Source organism: Flavobacterium psychrotrophum (genome assembly GCF_003403075.1).
Classification (GTDB): Bacteria; Bacteroidota; Bacteroidia; order Flavobacteriales; family Flavobacteriaceae; genus Flavobacterium; species Flavobacterium psychrotrophum.
Genome location: NZ_CP031557.1, coordinates 1,378,402 through 1,399,096, shown reverse-complemented (window position 1 = coordinate 1,399,096; position 20,695 = coordinate 1,378,402). Strand labels below are relative to the sequence as shown.

Below are 20,695 nucleotides of genomic sequence, written 5' to 3'. Positions count from 1 at the left end.
ATGCGTTTATTGATGATGCTGTAGTATAACAACACACAACCATAAACCAATATCTTAACATACTGAGATAAAAATTCAAGTACTATTTTTTAGAAAGTTCTCCCTGCCCCTTGCGGGGCAGGAAAGACGTACATAAGCTAACGGGTTATTAGTACTACTCGACTATGACATTACTGCCTTTACATCTATAGCCTATCAACGTGGTCATCTTCCACGACCCTTAAAAGAAATCTCATCTTGTGGTGGGTTTCGCGCTTATATGCTTTCAGCGCTTATCCCTTCCCGACGTAGCTACTCTGCGGTGCTCCTGGCGGAACAACAGATACACTAGAGGTCAGTCCAACTCGGTCCTCTCGTACTAGAATCAGATCCACTCAAATTTCTAACGCCCGCAGTAGATAGAGACCGAACTGTCTCACGACGTTCTGAACCCAGCTCGCGTGCCACTTTAATGGGCGAACAGCCCAACCCTTGGGACCTTCTCCAGCCCCAGGATGTGACGAGCCGACATCGAGGTGCCAAACCCCCCCGTCGATATGAGCTCTTGGGGGAGATCAGCCTGTTATCCCCGGCGTACCTTTTATCCTTTGAGCGATGGCCCTTCCATGCGGAACCACCGGATCACTATGCTCTACTTTCGTACCTGATCGACCTGTATGTCTCTCAGTCAAGCTCCCTTATGCCATTGCACTCTACGCACGGTTACCAAGCGTGCTGAGGGAACCTTTAGAAGCCTCCGTTACTCTTTTGGAGGCGACCACCCCAGTCAAACTACCCACCAAGCAATGTCCCCCACAATATGGGGTTAGGCCTCAGATAACCAAAGGGTGGTATTTCAACAATGACTCCACAACGCCTAGCGACGCCACTTCATAGTCTCCCACCTATCCTACACATCAATTATCCAAGGTCAATACTAAGCTATAGTAAAGGTGCACAGGGTCTTTTCGTCCCACTGCGGGTAATCGGCATCTTCACCGATACTACAATTTCACCGAGCTCATGGCTGAGACAGTGTCCAGATCGTTACACCATTCGTGCAGGTCGGAACTTACCCGACAAGGAATTTCGCTACCTTAGGACCGTTATAGTTACGGCCGCCGTTTACTGGGGCTTCAATTCAATGCTTCTCCGAAAATAACATCTCCTCTTAACCTTCCAGCACCGGGCAGGTGTCAGGCCCTATACTTCATCTTACGATTTTGCAGAGCCCTGTGTTTTTGATAAACAGTCGCCTGGACCTTTTCACTGCGGCCAGCATTGCTGCTGGCGACCTTTCTCCCGAAGTTACAGGTCTATTTTGCCTAATTCCTTAGCCATGAATCTCTCGAGCGCCTTAGGATACTCTCCTCGACTACCTGTGTCGGTTTACGGTACGGGTTCTTATAATCTAAGTTTAGAGGTTTTTCTTGGAAGCCCTTAGGCACACTATCACTTTGCCCGAAGGCTCCGTGTACTATCGTATTTCACCAGGATCTGCGCATTTGACTACAAATCCTATAGTTAGGTACTTCAACGAACTATTCCGTCAGTTCGCGGTGCTTTCATCACTCCGTCGCCCCATCACAATTATAAGAAGTACGGGAATATTAACCCGTTGGCCATCGACTGTTCCTTTCGGATTCGCCTTAGGTCCCGACTAACCCTCAGCTGATTAGCATAGCTGAGGAAACCTTAGTCTTACGGCGGGGGTGTTTCTCGCACCCCTTATCGTTACTTATGCCTACATTTTCTTTTCTAACCGCTCCAGCATAACTCACATTACACCTTCGACGCTGTTAGAATGCTCCCCTACCACTTGTATATAATACAAATCCATAGCTTCGGTACTATACTTATGCCCGATTATTATCCATGCTCGTCCGCTCGACTAGTGAGCTGTTACGCACTCTTTAAATGAATGGCTGCTTCCAAGCCAACATCCTAGCTGTCTGGGCAGACAAACCTCGTTTTTTCAACTTAGTATAGATTTGGGGACCTTAGCTGATGGTCTGGGTTCTTTCCCTCTCGGACATGGACCTTAGCACCCATGCCCTCACTACTGGTAATCATTTATTAGCATTCGGAGTTTGTCAGGAATTGGTAGGCGGTGAAGCCCCCGCATCCAATCAGTAGCTCTACCTCTAATAAACTAAGCCAGCGCTGCACCTAAATGCATTTCGGGGAGTACGAGCTATTTCCGAGTTTGATTGGCCTTTCACCCCTACCCACAGGTCATCCGAAGACTTTTCAACGTCAACCGGTTCGGACCTCCACTGTGTGTTACCACAGCTTCATCCTGCCCATGGGTAGATCACACGGTTTCGCGTCTACCATTACTGACTAAAGCGCCCTATTAAGACTCGCTTTCGCTACGGATCCATACCTGAAGTACTTATCCTTGCCAGCAACGGTAACTCGTAGGCTCATTATGCAAAAGGCACGCCGTCACACCACAAAGGTGCTCCGACCGCTTGTAGGCGTATGGTTTCAGGATCTATTTCACTCCGTTATTCACGGTTCTTTTCACCTTTCCCTCACGGTACTGGTTCACTATCGGTCTCTCAGGAGTATTTAGCCTTAGCGGATGGTCCCGCCAGATTCAGACAGGGTTTCACGTGCCCCGCCCTACTCAGGATACCACTATCATTTACATCTCTTACTTATACCGGGCTATCACCGTCTATGGCCCAACTTTCCAGATGGTTCTAATTCAATTTGCAACAAATGTCGTGGTCCTACAACCCCAAAATTGCCGTAACAACTTTGGTTTGGGCTATTCCGCGTTCGCTCGCCACTACTTACGGAATCACTTTTGTTTTCTTCTCCTCCGCCTACTTAGATGTTTCAGTTCAGCGGGTTTGCCCTCCTATCGGAGTAGTATGTCTTCAACATACTGGGTTGCCCCATTCGGATATCTGCGGATCAATTCGTATGTGCCAATCCCCGCAGCTTTTCGCAGCTTATCACGTCCTTCTTCGCCTCTGAGAGCCACAGGCATCCCCCATACGCCCTTATTTTGCTTATTGTACTTACGGTTGAAGTTATAATGTTGAACGTTATAAAGTTTTGCAACTTTTAAACTTTCAACTCTTAAAACATTTCAACACTTTACATGCTTTCTATATTTTTCTTGTTTTTCTTATCTCAATATGTCAATGAACTTTTTTCAATTTGAAAATTTGAAAATTCAACCATTTGAAAATAAATCTTCAAATTATCTAATCTTCAAATCGACTAATCGATTTGTGGAGAATATCGGAGTCGAACCGATGACCTCCTGCGTGCAAGGCAGGCGCTCTAGCCAGCTGAGCTAATCCCCCATTATTTGTATTGAAATTCTAAGTATCAAATCCCAAATTTCAATTAATAAGGCACTCAACCTCCAGAATTTCCTTTAATAAGTGTAAAATTAGTAGTCCCGGGCAGACTCGAACTGCCGACCCCTACATTATCAGTGTAGTACTCTAACCAGCTGAGCTACGAGACTATAAAATATCCTCTTTTACTCCTTATTATATTATTTGAACTAACAGCGAGAGTAAGATGTATCCATCTTTACTTCTTTAATTTTACCTAACGGTCGTGTCTCTAGAAAGGAGGTGTTCCAGCCGCACCTTCCGGTACGGCTACCTTGTTACGACTTAGCCCCAGTTACCAGTTTTACCCTAGGCAGCTCCTTGCGGTCACCGACTTCAGGTACCCCCAGCTTCCATGGCTTGACGGGCGGTGTGTACAAGGCCCGGGAACGTATTCACCGGATCATGGCTGATATCCGATTACTAGCGATTCCAGCTTCATGGAGTCGGGTTGCAGACTCCAATCCGAACTGAGACAGGCTTTATAGATTCGCTCCTCCTTGCGAAGTGGCTGCTCTCTGTACCTGCCATTGTAGCACGTGTGTAGCCCAGGACGTAAGGGCCGTGATGATTTGACGTCATCCCCACCTTCCTCACGGTTTGCACCGGCAGTCTCGTTAGAGTTCCCGACATGACTCGCTGGCAACTAACGACAGGGGTTGCGCTCGTTATAGGACTTAACCTGACACCTCACGGCACGAGCTGACGACAACCATGCAGCACCTTGTAAAGTGTCCGAAGAAAAAACTGTTTCCAGTCCTGTCACTCTACATTTAAGCCCTGGTAAGGTTCCTCGCGTATCATCGAATTAAACCACATGCTCCACCGCTTGTGCGGGCCCCCGTCAATTCCTTTGAGTTTCAGGCTTGCGCCCGTACTCCCCAGGTGGGATACTTATCACTTTCGCTTAGCCACTCAAACTTGCGTTCAAACAGCTAGTATCCATCGTTTACGGCGTGGACTACCAGGGTATCTAATCCTGTTCGCTCCCCACGCTTTCGTCCATCAGCGTCAATCCACTGTTAGTAACCTGCCTTCGCAATTGGTATTCCATGTAATATCTAAGCATTTCACCGCTACACTACATATTCTAGTTACTTCACAATAATTCAAGTTCTACAGTATCAATGGCAGTTCGACAGTTGAGCTGCCGGATTTCACCACTGACTTATAAAACCGCCTACGGACCCTTTAAACCCAATGATTCCGGATAACGCTTGGATCCTCCGTATTACCGCGGCTGCTGGCACGGAGTTAGCCGATCCTTATTCTTACGGTACCGTCAAGCTGCTACACGTAGCAGTGTTTCTTCCCGTACAAAAGCAGTTTACACACCATAGATGCGTCATCCTGCACGCGGCATGGCTGGTTCAGGCTCTCGCCCATTGACCAATATTCCTCACTGCTGCCTCCCGTAGGAGTCTGGTCCGTGTCTCAGTACCAGTGTGGGGGATCTCCCTCTCAGGACCCCTACCCATCATTGTCTTGGTGTGCCGTTACCACACCAACTAACTAATGGGACGCATGCTCATCTTGCACCGTTGGAACTTTAATAATCAAGTGATGCCACTCAAATATACTATGGGGTATTAATCCAAATTTCTCTGGGCTATCCCCCTGTACAAGGTAGATTGCATACGCGTTACGCACCCGTGCGCCGGTCTCAAAGTCCGAAGACTTCTACCCCTCGACTTGCATGTGTTAGGCCTGCCGCTAGCGTTCATCCTGAGCCAGGATCAAACTCTTCATCGTATATTTTTATATTTTTACGACCTTTGTTGCTAGGTATTCTTTAATTCAATAAAAGCTAGTAGTCTTACTCTCTCTTATGCTGTCAATCCAATATGTCTATGAACGTGTCTTTCTGTTTTCCAGTTAAAGATTTAAAATTTAAAGATTCAAATATTGTTTCTTTATCTTCTCATTCTCTAAGCGGCTGCAAAACTACAACTTCTTTTTAAACTCACAAGCTTTTTTTTGAAAATTTATTTTCTTTATCTTAGCTTCGTTTTAAAGTTCGTTTTGCTTTTCAATCTATCCCATTCCTTGCGGTTTGGGAGGGCAAAGATACTATCTTTTCCTTTTTAATTCCAAGCTTTTTTTAAACTTTTTTTTCGATGCTTTTTTAAAGATTTTTCACAACTCATATATATATGAGTAAATAATTTCTTTTCAAATCCGTCTCGTGTTTCAGTCTCTCAAAGTACGTCGCCGTAGTTGCGGGTGCAAAAGTAGTAAACTTTTTCTTTCCTCCTAATGTTTTTCTAACTTTTTTCAAATTTATTTCGAAGCGGATAACCAGTATTTACTGGGTTTTCCTGAAGTTTAGAAGCTAAGATCGTTTGCCGTAGTTGCGGGTGCAAAAGTAGTAAACTTTTCGTTATCTCCTAATCTTTTTTACTTTTTTTTGAAAGTGGTTTCCGGTTAAAAACCTTCTGCCTTATTAGTGTCATCGTGGTAAAGAACGTCTGCTGTGATGCGGGTGCAAATCTACAACTCTTTTTATCTTTTACAAGCCTTTTAAACCCCTTTTTTGAAACTTTATCTTAACGTTCTATTAACGTGGGCGTTGGGAGGGGAAGTTTTTTAAGAAACTAACCTTACACCACCCCTATTTATACTAAAGTGCTACTTTTTTACAAGATGTTCGTCATAATAACGTACAGCCAGGTATATATTATCATATATCAGAAGCCATATCGAAACAAATTTAACGTAGCCGGGTTATCTGCAAACAGTAAATCCGGCATATTTGTTCTATTCTAATTTAAGACCCTAAAATTTTACACTCTTATATGTAATGGTAAATCTAGATGGTTAAATATAAAAAGATGTCCTAATATATTGTTAACCCCTCCCCTAATTGTTGCACACCCTTGTAAGAATTTCTAAATTTAAGTTTTGTACACCCTTTGTACAAGTAGTTATTAAAAAAATGAGCGTTAATTCTAATATAAATAAACCTGTAGTGCCATTTTTCGGAATTGTATTTGCAGTACTGTGTTGTATGAGTTGTAGTGATAAATTTATAGAAAGCCAAACTGTTTTTGACCTTCCGGTGTCTCAAACTATTAACGACCTGCTTACAGGTTATGATACCGATGGCGATAAGAGAATTACCAAAGACGATGCACCGCCCAACAAAGATTATTTTTTGCTCAGCACAAAAGGCGATACCGTAATACTGCGCAACACTTATTATATAAGCAACCTTTTGCAGGAACTTGCTATTGCTAATGACGGTGCCCGCGATAGCCTGCTTATAAGCCTGAGGCAGATACAGGAACCACCCGCCGAGCGCATATCCCGCAGGATTAAAACCCAGTTTTGGGATGACCTCACCCGCACTATTGATGCCGATGGCCTTGACCGCATTGCAGGCGATGACAAAATGCATGATAAGCAGCAGCGCATTTATGTTCCGTATGATGATGCTGTGGGTATTGCGTATTTTACATCGCTTAAAAAAGAACGTCCGCACCTGGACGTTGTTATATTACCTAAAAACATTACCCCTGAGTATGTACAATCTATAAATGAGAAGCCTGGCATACTTTCTTTAAAAATAGAAGATAATAGAGGGGTACCTTTTGTGGTTCCCGGCGGACGCTTTAACGAAATGTACGGTTGGGATAGTTATTTTGAAGGCATTGGCCTGCTACTGGATCGAAGGGATGATCTCGCAAAGGGAATGGTTGATAATTTTTGTTACCAGATAAAGCATTACGGCAAGATACTAAATGCTAACCGATCGTATTATCTAACCCGGACACAGCCTCCTTTTTTATCTTCATTTATAAGGGAGGTGTATCAAAGCATGCATGCCAAAGATAAAGACTGGCTAGCCGAAAGCCTGGCAATTTGCATACAGGAATATAATACAGTATGGATGGAAGGCAACCGTTATACTCCTGAAACTGGACTTAACCGTTACTATGCTGATGGTATAGGCATTCCGCCGGAAACAGAAGAAGGCCATTTTAAAGAGATATTACAGGAGTTTGCAGAAAAGAATAATATGACCGAGGCCGAATTTGAAGATAAATACAAGCATGGTAGTATTAAAAGCCCCGCACTCGACCGTTACTTTGTACACGATCGTACCTTGCGTGAAAGCGGTCACGATACCAGCTGGCGCCTTGACAATATTGCGGCCGACCTAAACTGTGTTGACGTAAACTCTTTATTATATAAGTATGAAAAAGATTTCGAATTTTTAATAGGCACTTATTTTAAGCACGGTTTTAAAGGTACTGATGGTAAAACATATACCGCTAATTACTGGCATGAGCAGGCCGAAAAGCGAAAAATGCTGATGCACAAATATCTTTGGAACGAAAAACAACAGTGCTTTTTTGACTACAATGTAAAAACACAGCAGCGTACTGATTTTATGTCGGCTACAAATTTCTTCCCGCTTTGGGCAGGACTGTGCACTAAAGATGAGGCTTCTAAAATGGTTACCGTGCTTATGAAAGAACTAAAAGAAGAAGGCGGTTTTGCAGGATCTTCTAAAGAAAGTACTGATAAGTATGCACTTAATGAGGTACAACGCCAGTGGGACTACCCTAACGGATGGGCACCGCACCAAATGCTGTTGTGGAAAGGGCTGCTGAATTATGGTTATGAAAATGAAGCCCGAGAAATGGTATACAGATGGCTATATATGATAACCCGTAATGCGGTAGATTATAATGGTACAATTCCGGAGAAGTATGATGTGGTACTGGGTAGCCACAAAGTATATGCTGAGTATGGTAATGTTGGTACCGATTTTGCTTACATTACCCGCAGTGGCTTTGGTTGGATGAATGCTTCTTACCAATATGGCATGAGCCTGTTGCCCGACGAATATATTAAAAAGCTGGATGCGCTGGAAAAACCGGATAGCGTTTTTGGAATTAAGAAGTAAGAATTTAGATTTCAGAATAAGCTTTATCCAAGACTGATGTCGTTTTGGGTATATCCTCAGCAGAGATGGTCTCAAAATATGTACTCAACGAAAATCGGAATAAAAAAATCAGATTTCAGAATGTGAAAGCATCTCATTCTGAAATCTGATTTTTCAATTATTAAATATTATTGCTGCTCGTAGCGTTCCATTTCACGGTCGTAAAATTCGTTTGCTGCCACGATAAGGCCTTCCATTTCGGCATTAAGCTCATTTTCATCAAGATCTTCCGGCTCTTCTAAAAACTCTACTTCATCGTCTTTAAGGTTAATGATAAAGCGTGGGTAATCGAGGTGCACAATAAAGATATCTTCCGGGAAATCAGTATTATCGCCAAGTATAAATTTTGGTAGTTCCATTATATTTCTGTTTCGGTTTTCAATTTTAATTTAACAGGTTGTTCTCCCTCACTGATAAATTTATCTGTAAGAAAGTTAAAGCGAAGATACAAAAATATTGCGGCTGCAGTAAGCCCTGCCAATAATCCTATCCAGATACCTATGGCTTTTAATTCGGTATACAACCCCAGGTAAAAAGATATGGGGAAACCAATAACCCAATATGCCACAAAAGTTATTATAGTAGGTATTTTCACATCCTGTAATCCGCGCAGTGCACCAAGTACTACCACCTGCACGCCATCGCTAAGCTGAAAGATGGCTGCTACAATTAGCAACTGTGCCGCGATACCAATAACTTCGGCGGTATCCTGTACCTGCGAAATGTGTTCAGAATTCACAAACAGGTAAGGCAGCACATTATGCAGCGCCACAAAAAGTAATGCAAAAACCGTTTCTATAATTATAGCCATTAAAAAAATAGACCGTGCCACAACACGTAGTTTTATATAATCCTGCTGCCCCTTTTGGTTGCCTACGCGTACCATAGCTGCAACACTTAGCCCCATGGCAAACATAAAAGTAAAACTGGCAAGGCTAAGCGCTATCTGGTTAGCTGCCTGATTTGTTGTACCCAAAAAGCCCGATAGCCATACGGCAGAGGTAAACAAGGCCACTTCAAAAAACATCTGCATACCTGATGGCAGCCCCAGACCCACAATTTTTTTGATCATGCTCTTTTTGATTTCGCCAAAGCTAAAACCTTTAATATACTGCGTTAGTTTTTTATTCTGCGATATGGCAATGTGCATAAACAGTAGCATGGCTATACGCGATATTACAGTACCGGCCGCTGCACCCATCATACCCATTTTAGGCAAGCCCCATACACCATATATAAGGACATAGTTTAGCGGAATGTGTATTGCGTTGCTAAAGATAACCGCATACATGGCATATTTTGTTAAAGACATACCATCTGAAAATTGCTTGTATGCCTGAAAGATAATCATGGGGATAAGCGAAAATGCTACCCAGCTTATAAACGGAGATGCAAGTGCTATAACTTCTGCCGGTTGTTTCATAAGATACATTAATGGCTTGGCAGCTTCTACAATGCCAAACAGCAAAAGTCCCAAAACAGTACATAACAGTAAACCGTGATGAAACGCCGAGCGTACCATAATGTCATCTTTTGCGCCATCTCCCTGTGCTACAATTGGCGTTATTGCAGTACTAAACCCAATGCCTACACTCATGGCAATAAATACAAAACTGTTACCTAAAGATACAGCAGCAAGCTCTGCACTACCCAAATGACCTACCATTATATTATCTATCAGGCCAATAAGGGTATGCCCCAGCATACCTAATATAACAGGATAAGCCAGTTGTATATTATTTCGAAATTCTTTAGTATAGGTTGCGAGTGCCAAAGTTATAATTTTTAGGCTGCAAAGGTACGCCGTTGACTTAAAACGGCAATTTGTCATATGGTAAAATATTTTAAATCATCAGGTTATGTAGTACAAGTCCTAACTTTATTATTTCATTGACACTTATTTAACAGGATATTACGATTATTAGTAATCCAATCGGGCTAATTTTGACTTACTAACATAAAACAAATGAGAGCCATGAAAAGGATGATTAATTTAAAAGGATTGCTGTTATCGGGCATGATGATGCTTGGCATGACGGCGTTTGCGCAAAAAATTGAGGGAACTAATAACCCCGCTATTGATAATTATAGTCAAAGCTACCGTTTAGGCTTTGCCGTTAATGGTGGTGTTACAACAGGAGACTATTTTAACTGGGCACTGGGTGGCGATGTAAGGTTTCAGTATGACCTTACCAAAAAGACATCGCTAACACTTACAACCGGTTTTACTAACCTTTTTGGAGATGGCGATATTAAAGATCTTGGGTTTATTCCTGCAAAGGCGGGTTTTAAGGCATTTGTATGGGAAGACCAGTTTTATGTACTGGGCGAAGTAGGTGCTGGTTTTGCAGTAACCAATAACTATGACCAGACTACATTTATATGGGCACCCGGCATTGGGTATGCTACCGATATTATAGACATTAGTGTGCGCTATGAGGGTATGAATGATTTTCATGCCGACCAGATTGCGCTGCGCCTGGCATACGGGTTTAAGCTTTAACACTACATATAACCTGATCTAAAACACAAAACCCACCTTGTTAGAAGTGGGTTTTGCTATTTTATGTAAATACGTATTATATATGTATCGCCCTATTTTCGGTAGCTGCAAGAGCAGCTTCTTTAACAGCTTCAGCATAGGTAGGGTGTGCATGAGATGATCTTGCAATATCCTCTGCGCTTGCTTTGAACTCCATAGCTATAACTGCTTCAGCAATAAGGTCAGCAGTACGGGCACCTATCATGTGTATACCTAAAACTTCGTCTGTAGTGGCATCGGCTAATATTTTCACAAAACCATCAGTATCCATACTTGCACGGCTACGTCCTAATGCCTTGAACGGGAAACTACCTGATTTGTATGCAACACCGGCTTCCTTAAGTTGCTCTTCGGTCTTACCTACAGCAGCAACCTCTGGCCATGTATACACAACACCCGGTATAAGGTTATAGTCAATGTGTGGTTTTTGCCCGGCAATGGTTTCTGCAACAAATACACCTTCTTCTTCTGCTTTGTGCGCAAGCATAGCACCTTTAACAACATCGCCTATAGCATAGATGTTAGGAACGCTGGTTTGCAGGTGATCGTTAACTTCAATTTGTCCGCGCTCAGTAATTTTTACTCCGGCTTTGTCAGCATTAAGTCCATCTGTAAACGGACGACGTCCTACAGATACCAGTGCATAATCGCCATCAAGGGTAATAGTTTCGCCTTTAGCATTCTCAGCCTGAACCTGCACACCTTCGCCTGCACGCTCTACCGATTTTACTTTGTGCGACGTGTAGAATTTCATACCTTGTTTCTTAAGTACTTTAGTAAGTTCTTTACTAAGGCCGGCATCCATACCCGGAATAATACGGTCAAGATATTCTACTACACTAACCTGTGCACCAAGGCGCAGGTATACCTGGCCAAGTTCAAGGCCTATAACACCACCACCAATAACGATAAGGTGCTTAGGCACTTCTTTAAGCTTAAGGGCTTCTGTAGAGGTAATTATTTTTTCTTTATCAATTTTTATGAAAGGAAGTGACGATGGCTTAGAACCTGTAGCAATAATGGTGTTTTTTGCCTCGATAACCTCTTCAGTTCCGTCGTTCTTAGTAACCTTAACGTGGGTAGCATCTTCAAAAGAACCAAGACCTTCAAAAACAGTAATCTTGTTTTTGTCCATAAGGTATTTAATACCGCTTACATTCTGGTCAACAACACCCTGCTTACGGGCTATCATTTGCTCGAAGTTTACTTTTATTTCTCCGGCAATATCAATACCATGCTCTTTAAAGTTAGAGTGGGCATCATGATAGTGGTGAGAAGAATCAAGCAAAGCCTTGCTTGGTATACAGCCTACGTTAAGACAGGTACCGCCAAGGGTTGAATATTTTTCGATGATTGCAGTAGTAAAGCCTAATTGCGCAGCACGGATAGCAGCTACATAGCCGCCGGGTCCCGAACCTATAACGACAACGTCAAATGAACTCATATAGATAAAGTTTTAATCGTTTTGATATTTGTACCGCAAATTTAGGCAATAACATTTAATTGGGTGTAAAGAAACGGTTGTAAATTATGAGTGAAATTTATGGTTGTCCAGCATATACTTACCACCTCAATTTACGAGCGGCTTAGGTCTACATAAATCGTTTTTTTATTTTTACTAAAGCCAATATATAAATATAGATCACTCTCCTCTTCTATCTCCCTTAGAAACTGATAGGTAATATCTTTTGTATTTTTACCCCCTTCAAAAGATAATCTCTGAAAGTTTTTATTAAACCTTTCGTCTTTATAAAGCTCCATCAACAGCTTATTATATTCTGGTCTTGATAATTCTATTTCAGACCGCGACCAATATTCTCCATGAAAATCCGGGTAAGATGCAGATTTAGATATAAAATCAGCCGAATCAGGTAATTTCCTTAAGGTTACTCTTTTGAATTCATCTGCATAAAAACTTTCATCAGGAAAAATACCTATATATGTAATAGCGAGAACAATTGCCGTTAAAATCCCAAAATATATTTTATTGATCCTTCTGCTCTTTTCAAAACTCAATCTTTCAGTCCTAACTAACCATATTTTAAAAGGTATATAGAGCAGGTAAAGTAAACCACCTAAAATAAAAATGGTAAATAAAACCATAAAGAAAAATATCATTCCCATTGTAATGCTGGTTGATTGGTAAACGAATAATAAACTTTTTCAAATATAGTATTTATACTCTCTATAATGCCACAAAAAAAGACGCCCATTCCTGAGCGCCTTTGTATATCTATAATAAAAGATTTATTTATGGAAAAATACCTCTTTGTTTATAAGCCATTTCTATTCTGGTAAGTGCAACTATATAAGCAGCAGTCCTCCAGTCCGTTTTATATTTATCTGAGCTGTCTATAACTTTACCAAAAGCTTCTTCAAGCTTGCGGCGCAGTTTAACAATTACATCATCCATAGTCCACATTTCACCGTTACGGTTTTGCAGCCACTCGAAGTAAGAACCTATTACACCACCAGAGTTACATAGAATATCAGGAATGATCTCTACACCTTTAGCAAGCAATATAGCTTCTCCTTCGGTATCTGTAGGGCCATTAGCGCCTTCAGCAATAACCTGTGCCTTAATATCAGCAGCGTTATCTTCGGTTATCTGGTTACCCAGTGCCGCAGGAATAATAATGTCGCAGTCAATACCAAAGAATTTTGAACTGTCAAAATCATGGTCTGTATAACCGTGTATAGTAGCATTATCGCTCTGGTATTTTAAAAGATCCTCAGGATCCATACCATCAGGGTTGTAAATAGTTCCTGTTGCATCCTGAACACCTACAAGTATAGCACCATTTTTGTTCATAAAATGCGCTGCCCAGTAACCTACGTTACCAAACCCCTGTACTATATACCTTTTACCTTCAAGAGAAGTATTTCTAAGTTTAGCCCACGCCTCAAGTGTTACAACAACACCAAAGCCTGTAGCCCTGTCGCGCCCTTCAAGACCACCAGACCCTACCGGCTTACCCGTAACAACGTGCTGGTTTTTAGAACGTTCTGCCGGAGCCTTTGTACTCATGTAAGTATCAGCGATCCAAGCCATCATCTGGGCATTGGTATTAACATCCGGTGCTGGGATGTCATGCTCTGGGCCTATGTTATCGCCCAGTGCGAAAGTAAACCTGCGGGTTATCCTTTCAAGTTCTCCCTGGCTATATTTTTTTGGATCAAGCTGAATACCACCTTTACCGCCTCCGTAAGGAAGTCCGGCAAGCGATGTTTTCCAGGTCATCCAGGTAGCCAGTGCACGTGCAGCATCAAGGTCTACCGTTTCGTGATAGCGAAGCCCACCTTTATACGGCCCCAAAAAGTTATTGTGTTGCACACGGTATCCTGTAAATACCTGTACTTCACCGTTATCCATCTTTACCGGAAAGTGAACAACTATTTCATTATTTGTTAAAGCTAAAATTTTCTTAAGACTCTCATCAAGGCCCATTACTTCTGAAGCCTTTTCAAACTGGTTCTTAACGTTTTCATACATCCCCATTTTGCGGGGTTTTGCAGCTGTTGCCATACCTATATTACAACTTAAATTAAAACAAGATTTGGTACTCGTAAATTTGATACAAATATATACACAAAGGTATTAACAATTACAAATAACACAAAAAATATTAAATAAAATTATGATTAATTTAATTGAAATCTTATTTAACATCGTTTTAATACAAAAATAACAATTTTTAACGGACATAGACCTATGTTTATAATAGGGTATAATCAAAAAAAAACATAACGTTTTTACAATTGCTTCCCCTATAAAGGAGGGGTTGTGTATCTTTTAAATTGGTATATTTGCAACGTTACCCCAAATGTAGTTTTTTTAATTGTAACAATATAACAAAAGGGGGCTTATAAACCATTTTTAATGAAAATTGAACAAATATATACAGGATGTATCGCGCAGGCGGCATATTACCTTGAAAACAACGGCGAGGCTGCCATTTTTGACCCACTCAGGGAAGTACAGCCATATATAGCCCGGGCCGAAAAAGACGGAGCTAAAATTAAATATATTTTTGAAACTCACTTTCATGCCGATTTTGTATCGGGTCATATTGACCTGGCACATAAAACAGGTGCGCAAATTGTATATGGCCCTACCGCAAGGCCTGAATTTGATGCGCTGATAGCACAGGACGGCCAGGAATTTACCATTGGCAACTATATTATTAAAGCCATACATACACCCGGCCACACGCTGGAAAGTACCTGCTACCTGCTGCTGGATGAAAATAAGAGCATTCACGGCATTATTACCGGAGACACTTTATTTATAGGCGATGTAGGAAGGCCAGACCTTGCACAGGCACTTACCACCGAACTAACACAGGAAGTACTTGCAGCACACCTTTACAGTTCGCTGAGAGAAAAAATAATGGTATTGCCAGATGAAACCATAGTATACCCAAGCCATGGAGCCGGCAGTGCCTGCGGGAAAAACATGAGTAAAGAAACTACAGATACCTTGGGTAACCAAAAACGCACTAATTATGCGCTGCGTGCTGACATGACTCTTAAAGAGTTTACTACCGAACTGCTAGACGGGCTGGGCAGGCCACCTGCTTATTTCCCTCAAAATGTAATGCTGAATATTAAAGGATACGACAGCCTTGATACAGTAATAGAAAAAGGAGCAAAAGCCCTCTCCCCTGCCGAATTTGAAGCCATAGCATCTGAAACCGGAGCTTTAGTTCTTGATGTAAGGCATGAAAATGACTTCATAGCAGAGCACATACCGGGATCTGTTTTTATTGGCCTTAACGGAAGCTTCGCTCCCTGGGTAGGTGCGCTAATTATGGATGTTAACCAGCCATTATTACTTGTTACCCCCGAAGGTAAAGAAGAAGAAACCATTACCCGCCTTGCGCGTGTAGGCTTTGATAATTCATTGGGCTACCTGAGTGGTGCTATTTCGGCCTGGAAAAATGCCGGTTTTGACACCGACAGTATTCGTTCTATAACGCCTGAAGCATTTGAAGCTGCAGCAAATGAAAACAGTACGATAGTAGTTGATTCGCGCAAGCCATCAGAATTTGAAGGTGGACATGTAATAGGAGCTTTAAACATACCGCTTGACTTTGTAAACGAACAACTGGCCGAAGTGCCTAAAGAGTCTGATTTCTACCTTCATTGTGCAGGTGGTTACCGGTCTGTTATCATGGCATCTATCCTTAAAGCACGGGGTTACCACAACATGATAAACATTGAAAAGGGCTTTGGTGGCATTAAAAATACATCTGTAAAAACAACCCTTAACCAGCCCGCCGCATTTTAAATGCAGCAGGTATAACTAACAATAAAACCTTATCTTAAAAACAAATAGTTAAATGAAAAAAATAGCATTGTTTCTGGCAGTTGCCGCACTTATGGCATCATGTAAAAACCTGGCAGACAACGAATATGAAATAACAGGAAATGTAGACCCGAGCTGGGAAGGAAAAACTGTTATATTAGAAAAACAAGGTATGATGGGCGTAGCACCTGTAGATACCGCAAAAATAAAAGACGCTAAGTTTATATTTAAAGACACCGTATCTTCTCCTGAAATATATTATATAAGCGTACAGGGATTAGCTGAACAAAAGCTTGATTTTGTATTAGAACCCGGAGAGATTGAACTGGAGATAGACAAAGACACCCTTCAAAAATCTAAAGTAGGAGGAACTTATAACAATGATAAGCTTGAAGATTTTAAAGAAATCAAAAAAGGCTTTGATGTTAAATTCCAAAAATTCGGTAAGGCCAACAAAGATAAGTATATGGCTGCCATGCAAAAAGGCGATACCGTAGCTACAAACAAAATAATAAAGGAGCAAAAAGTTATAATAACTGAAGCAGACAAAGTATATACCGATTTTATTAAAGCTAATCCTAAAGCTTTTGTAAACATAAATGTATTAGGCTTTGTAAACCAGATGGCCATAAAAAAACCGGAAGAGGTAAAAGCACTTTTTGACGGCTTTGATGAGTCAATTAAAAAAACTCCGGGTGGTAAGCAAATAGCAGACTATTTTAAAAAGATGGATGAGATGAAGAAGGCTGAGGCTGCACCACAGCCACAACCTGAACCAGAAGCTGCCCCAGAAGCCACAGGCGCCAAAGTGGGCGAGCTTGCACCACAGTTTTCAGCACCTACGCCAGATGGTAAACAACTATCTTTAAAACAGGCTATGGGAAAAGTTACCATTATAGACTTTTGGGCTTCATGGTGCCCTCCTTGCCGTGCAGAAAATCCGCATGTAGTAGAAGTATATAATAAATACCACACAAAAGGTTTAAACATCATTGGAGTTTCGCTTGATAAAAAAGCCGACGCCTGGAAAAAAGCCATTTCTGACGATAAACTTGCCTGGAACCACATCTCTAACCTTAAGTACTGGAACGAGCCCATTGCCAAACTATATGGTGTAGAGCAGGTACCCACTACATTTATTTTAGATAAAGACGGTAAAATAATAGCTAAAGACCTGCGTGGCGCGCAACTTGATGCTAAGATAAAAGAGCTTTTATAACACTTTAAAGTATACAAAACAGCATTTAGAGTCCGCTTTTATAAAGGCGGACTTTTATTTTGAAAAAAATTAAAGAGCTATAACATTAACTCTCAATTCCTTAAAAAATAGTGCGAAAATTAAGCGAATATATATTTGTACAATTAAAAAACAGCCTTATATTTGCAACGCAATAGCGATAAGATGACCCGTTAAAAGGTACCTCTATGGGGAGATACTCAAGCGGCCAACGAGGACGGACTGTAAATCCGTTGAGCAATCTTCGCAGGTTCGAATCCTGCTCTCCCCACTAAAGCCTGTAGAAAACTACAGGCTTTTTTATTTTAGAAAAATCTGCAAAACGGAGTATGAGGATTTTTCGGATCAATACCAAAAATTGTGGCGCTTACAATATCAATGTAAAAGTCATCGAATCACTCTATAGAGCGCTGTAATCAAAATTTGGAAGGGATTTTAGTGATTACAGCTAAAACACCCAAAACTTCTTATCAAGCCTTTAAAATAGTATCCCGATAAACTTTTAAAGCGTTTCTAAACAAAAAAACAGGAGCAACTAAAGTTACTCCTGCTTTTTTTTGCATAAACCATGTGACATAGTTATTACCTAAACTATTTAAGTAGAAAATTTAAACCCACATTTACCGCACCCCGGTTTATATAAGAATTACTATAATAATTATTTTTAGCAATATCACTAAAACCTGACTGCCCGTCGTACTCAAAAAATATTTTCAATTTATCATTAAGCGGTATCTTAACACCTATCCCAAAGGCAAGCCCTGCATCTGTGCTATTAAAGCCTTCTTTCAGGTCCTGGTCAAACCTTGTTTCCTTGGCATTTACCAAGAAACCCACATAAGGGCCAAAATTAAGGTACCAGTTTCTTTTACGTCCAAAATGCCAGTTAGCCATTACTGGTACAGTTATATAATCTAGTTTTAAATTAGCATTAAATGTTACCATAGTTCCGGAATCAGTAAAATATACATTATCATAACCTTTACGGTCATATATTGCTTTTACCTTTATACTCCAACGGTCGTTAAAGAAAAAATCTGCTCCCATACCCACGTTGAAAGACGAATGCGAATCAAAATAATTTCTGTATTCTGTTGTACTGATACTTGATGAGTTGTAACCCACATTAAGGCCAAACTCTATATTACCTTTTGCCTGTGCACCGGCAGTAATAGAACACAACCCGGCAAACAGGGTTGTTAAAAGAAGTTTTTTCATTGGTTGATTTTTTTTGCAAACATAATTAAAAACAGTTAACAATAATGATGTTAATTAAAAAGTAATATAAAACAAATGTCCCGCAGGCACTCTTGCTTACGGGACATTTTTACTAAACCAATCAAAACCAATCTAATGAAAAATATTCACTTTTCAATAATCAAAGGCATGAAGTACCTTTTAATTACACTACAAATGTATAAAAGGCTGAATGATGAAAAAGCTGAATTTAGACCAATACCCTACTTTGTTGCGATGAATAGCAATTAAGTGCCGTTATTTTGTTTTTACTTAAAAAATAACAACTAAAATTTATCAAAAACTCACTAATAAAATTCGACTAATATATATATCAATAAAAAACGGCAGATTCTTTATTTAGAATCTGCCGTTTTAAAAATCAGGATTAACCTGTTATCCTATATAATTATACGTTGAAACGGAAGTGCATTACATCACCATCCTTTACAATATATTCTTTACCTTCTACTTTAAGCTTTCCTGCTTCTTTAACTTTAGCCTCTGTGCCATATGTTACATAATCATCAAAAGCAATAACCTCTGCACGTATAAAACCTTTTTCAAAATCAGAGTGGATAACACCGGCCGCCTGTGGCGCTGTATTACCAATGTTTATAGTCCATGCCCTAACCTCTTTTACACCTGCCGTAAAGTAAGTTTGCAGGGTAAGCAATTTATATGCAGATCTTATAAGCGACGAAGCTCCCGGCTCTTTAAGACCCAGGTCTTCAAGAAACATCTGGCGCTCTTCATAAGTTTCAAGTTCTGTAATATCCGCTTCTGTACCTACTGCAAGAAACATTACTTCTGCATTTTCATCTTTTACCAGTTCGCGAACCTGCTCTACATAAGCATTACCGTTAACAGCACTACCTTCATCTACATTACATACATATAGTACAGGCTTAGTTGTTATCAGTTGAAAATCTTCGATAAGCTCTGCCTCATCCTGGCTTTGAGGTATAACAGTACGCGCAGATTTTGCCTGAAGCAATGCTTCACGAATCCTGTCTAATAAGGCTACTTCTGCCTGCGCTTCTTTACTACCTACTTTAGCAGCTTTTTTAGCCTTTTCAAGACGTTTCTCAACTGTCTCAAGGTCTTTAAGCTGTAGTTCTATATCAATAGTTTCTTTATCGCGAATAGGGTTTACATTACCATCTACGTGAATAATGTTATCGTTATCAAAACAACGCAGCACGTGTATAATAGCGTTACACTCTCTTATGTTACCCAAAAACTGGTTACCAAGGCCTTCACCTTTACTGGCACCTTTTACAAGGCCTGCAATATCTACAATATCTACTGTTGCAGGTACTACGCGCTCCGGGTTTACCAGTTGCTCAAGCTTTTCAAGCCTTGGATCCGGTACGTTTACCACACCTATGTTTGGCTCTATCGTACAAAAAGGGAAGTTAGCACTTTGTGCCTTAGCATTAGACAAACAATTAAAAAGGGTTGATTTGCCCACATTTGGCAATCCTACTATACCTGCTTTCATTTTAGAAACTTGTTTTTTTCAGGGTGCAAATATAGCGTATTTATACTTGCCTGCCAACTTAGTTTTTAAGGTTCACGGCTATCAATAACATATACTATTTTCCAGCCTTCTTTAAATTTTACAAGTTCAAAAGAATTAGCCCCTTTATGACTAAACTCGTTATTGATATAAAACTCATATGGTACCCATACATGTGCTATGTTGCCATCTGTGGCTATCTTATATTCTTTTACACGTTCTTCAAATTTTGCTTTACCGGCATTCTTCTCTATACCTTCATAAAACTTTGCAGCTGTTTCTTGTGTAAATTTATTTGCAGCCGTATGTACCGCTACAGATTGCAGTATCATATCGTCGGCGCAAACCGTTTTTATTTTGGCCACATCAGTAGCGTTCAGGCCCGCAAAAAAAGTCTCCACCGTTTTTTTAACCTGGGCTTCCTGAGCCATTGTAAGCTGCACAATACCTGCAAAAAACAGGATAAATATTTTTTTCATAGTATTTTTAAATTTTATAAGTTACTGTTATACTTTAATTTGTTTGTACGTTTATTAATAAAATCGCAGTAAGCGGCTTATT

12 protein-coding genes, 3 tRNA genes and 2 rRNA genes are annotated in these 20,695 nt (G+C 40.7%); 5 read left to right on the top strand and 12 right to left on the bottom strand.

Going from position 1 to position 20,695, the window contains the following annotated elements; genetic code table 11:
* Positions 1–128: 128 nt before the first annotated feature.
* The 4 genes from DYH63_RS06070 to DYH63_RS06055 form a co-directional block, all read right to left on the bottom strand.
* Positions 129–3,008 (bottom strand): 23S ribosomal RNA (locus DYH63_RS06070).
* 220 nt (positions 3,009–3,228) lie between these two features.
* A tRNA-Ala gene (locus DYH63_RS06065) sits at positions 3,229–3,302 on the bottom strand.
* Positions 3,303–3,395: 93 nt separating this feature from the next.
* Positions 3,396–3,469 (bottom strand) — tRNA-Ile (locus DYH63_RS06060).
* A 105-nt stretch (positions 3,470–3,574) separates the two neighbouring features.
* Positions 3,575–5,090 (bottom strand): 16S ribosomal RNA (locus tag DYH63_RS06055).
* The 16S and 23S rRNA genes sit together here with 2 tRNA genes alongside, the layout of an rRNA operon.
* Before the next feature lie 1,183 nt (positions 5,091–6,273).
* Between DYH63_RS06055 and DYH63_RS06050 the strand changes: the two genes are divergently transcribed.
* Entirely contained in the window at positions 6,274–8,250 is a 1,977-nt protein-coding gene (locus DYH63_RS06050; RefSeq protein ID WP_116787958.1) for a trehalase family glycosidase, read from the top strand.
* 167 nt (positions 8,251–8,417) lie between these two features.
* Here the strand turns inward: DYH63_RS06050 and DYH63_RS06045 are convergent, their stop codons facing one another.
* Both DYH63_RS06045 and DYH63_RS06040 read right to left on the bottom strand, forming a co-directional pair.
* Positions 8,418–8,648, bottom strand: a complete 231-nt coding sequence (locus DYH63_RS06045) for a DUF8828 family protein (RefSeq protein WP_116787957.1) — start codon at positions 8,646–8,648, stop codon at positions 8,418–8,420.
* Positions 8,648–10,063, bottom strand: coding sequence for an MATE family efflux transporter (locus DYH63_RS06040; protein ID WP_116790752.1), 1,416 nt, complete (start codon positions 10,061–10,063; stop codon positions 8,648–8,650). Before DYH63_RS06040 ends, DYH63_RS06045 begins: the two co-directional genes overlap by 1 nt.
* A 201-nt stretch (positions 10,064–10,264) precedes the next feature.
* On the opposite strand from DYH63_RS06040, the gene DYH63_RS06035 reads away from it, so the two are divergent.
* Complete coding sequence (locus DYH63_RS06035; protein ID WP_116787956.1) at positions 10,265–10,792, top strand: hypothetical protein; 528 nt, start codon at positions 10,265–10,267, stop codon at positions 10,790–10,792.
* A gap of 76 nt (positions 10,793–10,868) precedes the next feature.
* On the opposite strand, the gene lpdA is transcribed toward DYH63_RS06035, so the two are convergent.
* From lpdA to DYH63_RS06020, 3 genes are all read right to left on the bottom strand, one after another.
* A complete protein-coding gene (gene lpdA / locus DYH63_RS06030; RefSeq protein WP_116787955.1) occupies positions 10,869–12,275 on the bottom strand; it encodes a dihydrolipoyl dehydrogenase in 1,407 nt (468 codons plus the stop codon).
* 131 nt (positions 12,276–12,406) lie between these two features.
* Complete coding sequence (locus DYH63_RS06025; RefSeq protein WP_162926941.1) at positions 12,407–12,955, bottom strand: hypothetical protein; 549 nt, start codon at positions 12,953–12,955, stop codon at positions 12,407–12,409.
* A gap of 127 nt (positions 12,956–13,082) precedes the next feature.
* Complete coding sequence (locus DYH63_RS06020; protein WP_116787953.1) at positions 13,083–14,357, bottom strand: Glu/Leu/Phe/Val family dehydrogenase; 1,275 nt, start codon at positions 14,355–14,357, stop codon at positions 13,083–13,085.
* A gap of 354 nt (positions 14,358–14,711) precedes the next feature.
* Between DYH63_RS06020 and DYH63_RS06015 the strand changes: the two genes are divergently transcribed.
* From DYH63_RS06015 to DYH63_RS06005, 3 genes are all read left to right on the top strand, one after another.
* Positions 14,712–16,121 carry an MBL fold metallo-hydrolase gene (locus DYH63_RS06015; RefSeq protein ID WP_116787952.1) on the top strand — a complete coding sequence of 470 codons (1,410 nt, stop codon included), beginning with the start codon at positions 14,712–14,714 and terminating at the stop codon, positions 16,119–16,121.
* 52 nt (positions 16,122–16,173) lie between these two features.
* On the top strand, positions 16,174–17,358 hold the full coding sequence (locus tag DYH63_RS06010; protein WP_116787951.1) for a TlpA disulfide reductase family protein: 1,185 nt from the start codon (positions 16,174–16,176) through the stop codon (positions 17,356–17,358).
* Positions 17,359–17,566: 208 nt separating this feature from the next.
* Positions 17,567–17,647 (top strand) — tRNA-Tyr (locus DYH63_RS06005).
* 320 nt (positions 17,648–17,967) lie between these two features.
* Here the strand turns inward: DYH63_RS06005 and DYH63_RS06000 are convergent.
* From DYH63_RS06000 to DYH63_RS05990, 3 genes are all read right to left on the bottom strand, one after another.
* On the bottom strand, positions 17,968–18,594 hold the full coding sequence (locus DYH63_RS06000; protein WP_116787950.1) for a porin family protein: 627 nt from the start codon (positions 18,592–18,594) through the stop codon (positions 17,968–17,970).
* A gap of 427 nt (positions 18,595–19,021) precedes the next feature.
* Positions 19,022–20,116, bottom strand: coding sequence for a redox-regulated ATPase YchF (gene ychF / locus DYH63_RS05995; protein ID WP_116787949.1), 1,095 nt, complete (start codon positions 20,114–20,116; stop codon positions 19,022–19,024).
* A 65-nt stretch (positions 20,117–20,181) separates the two neighbouring features.
* Complete coding sequence (locus tag DYH63_RS05990; RefSeq protein ID WP_116787948.1) at positions 20,182–20,613, bottom strand: nuclear transport factor 2 family protein; 432 nt, start codon at positions 20,611–20,613, stop codon at positions 20,182–20,184.
* Positions 20,614–20,695 lie beyond the last annotated feature (82 nt).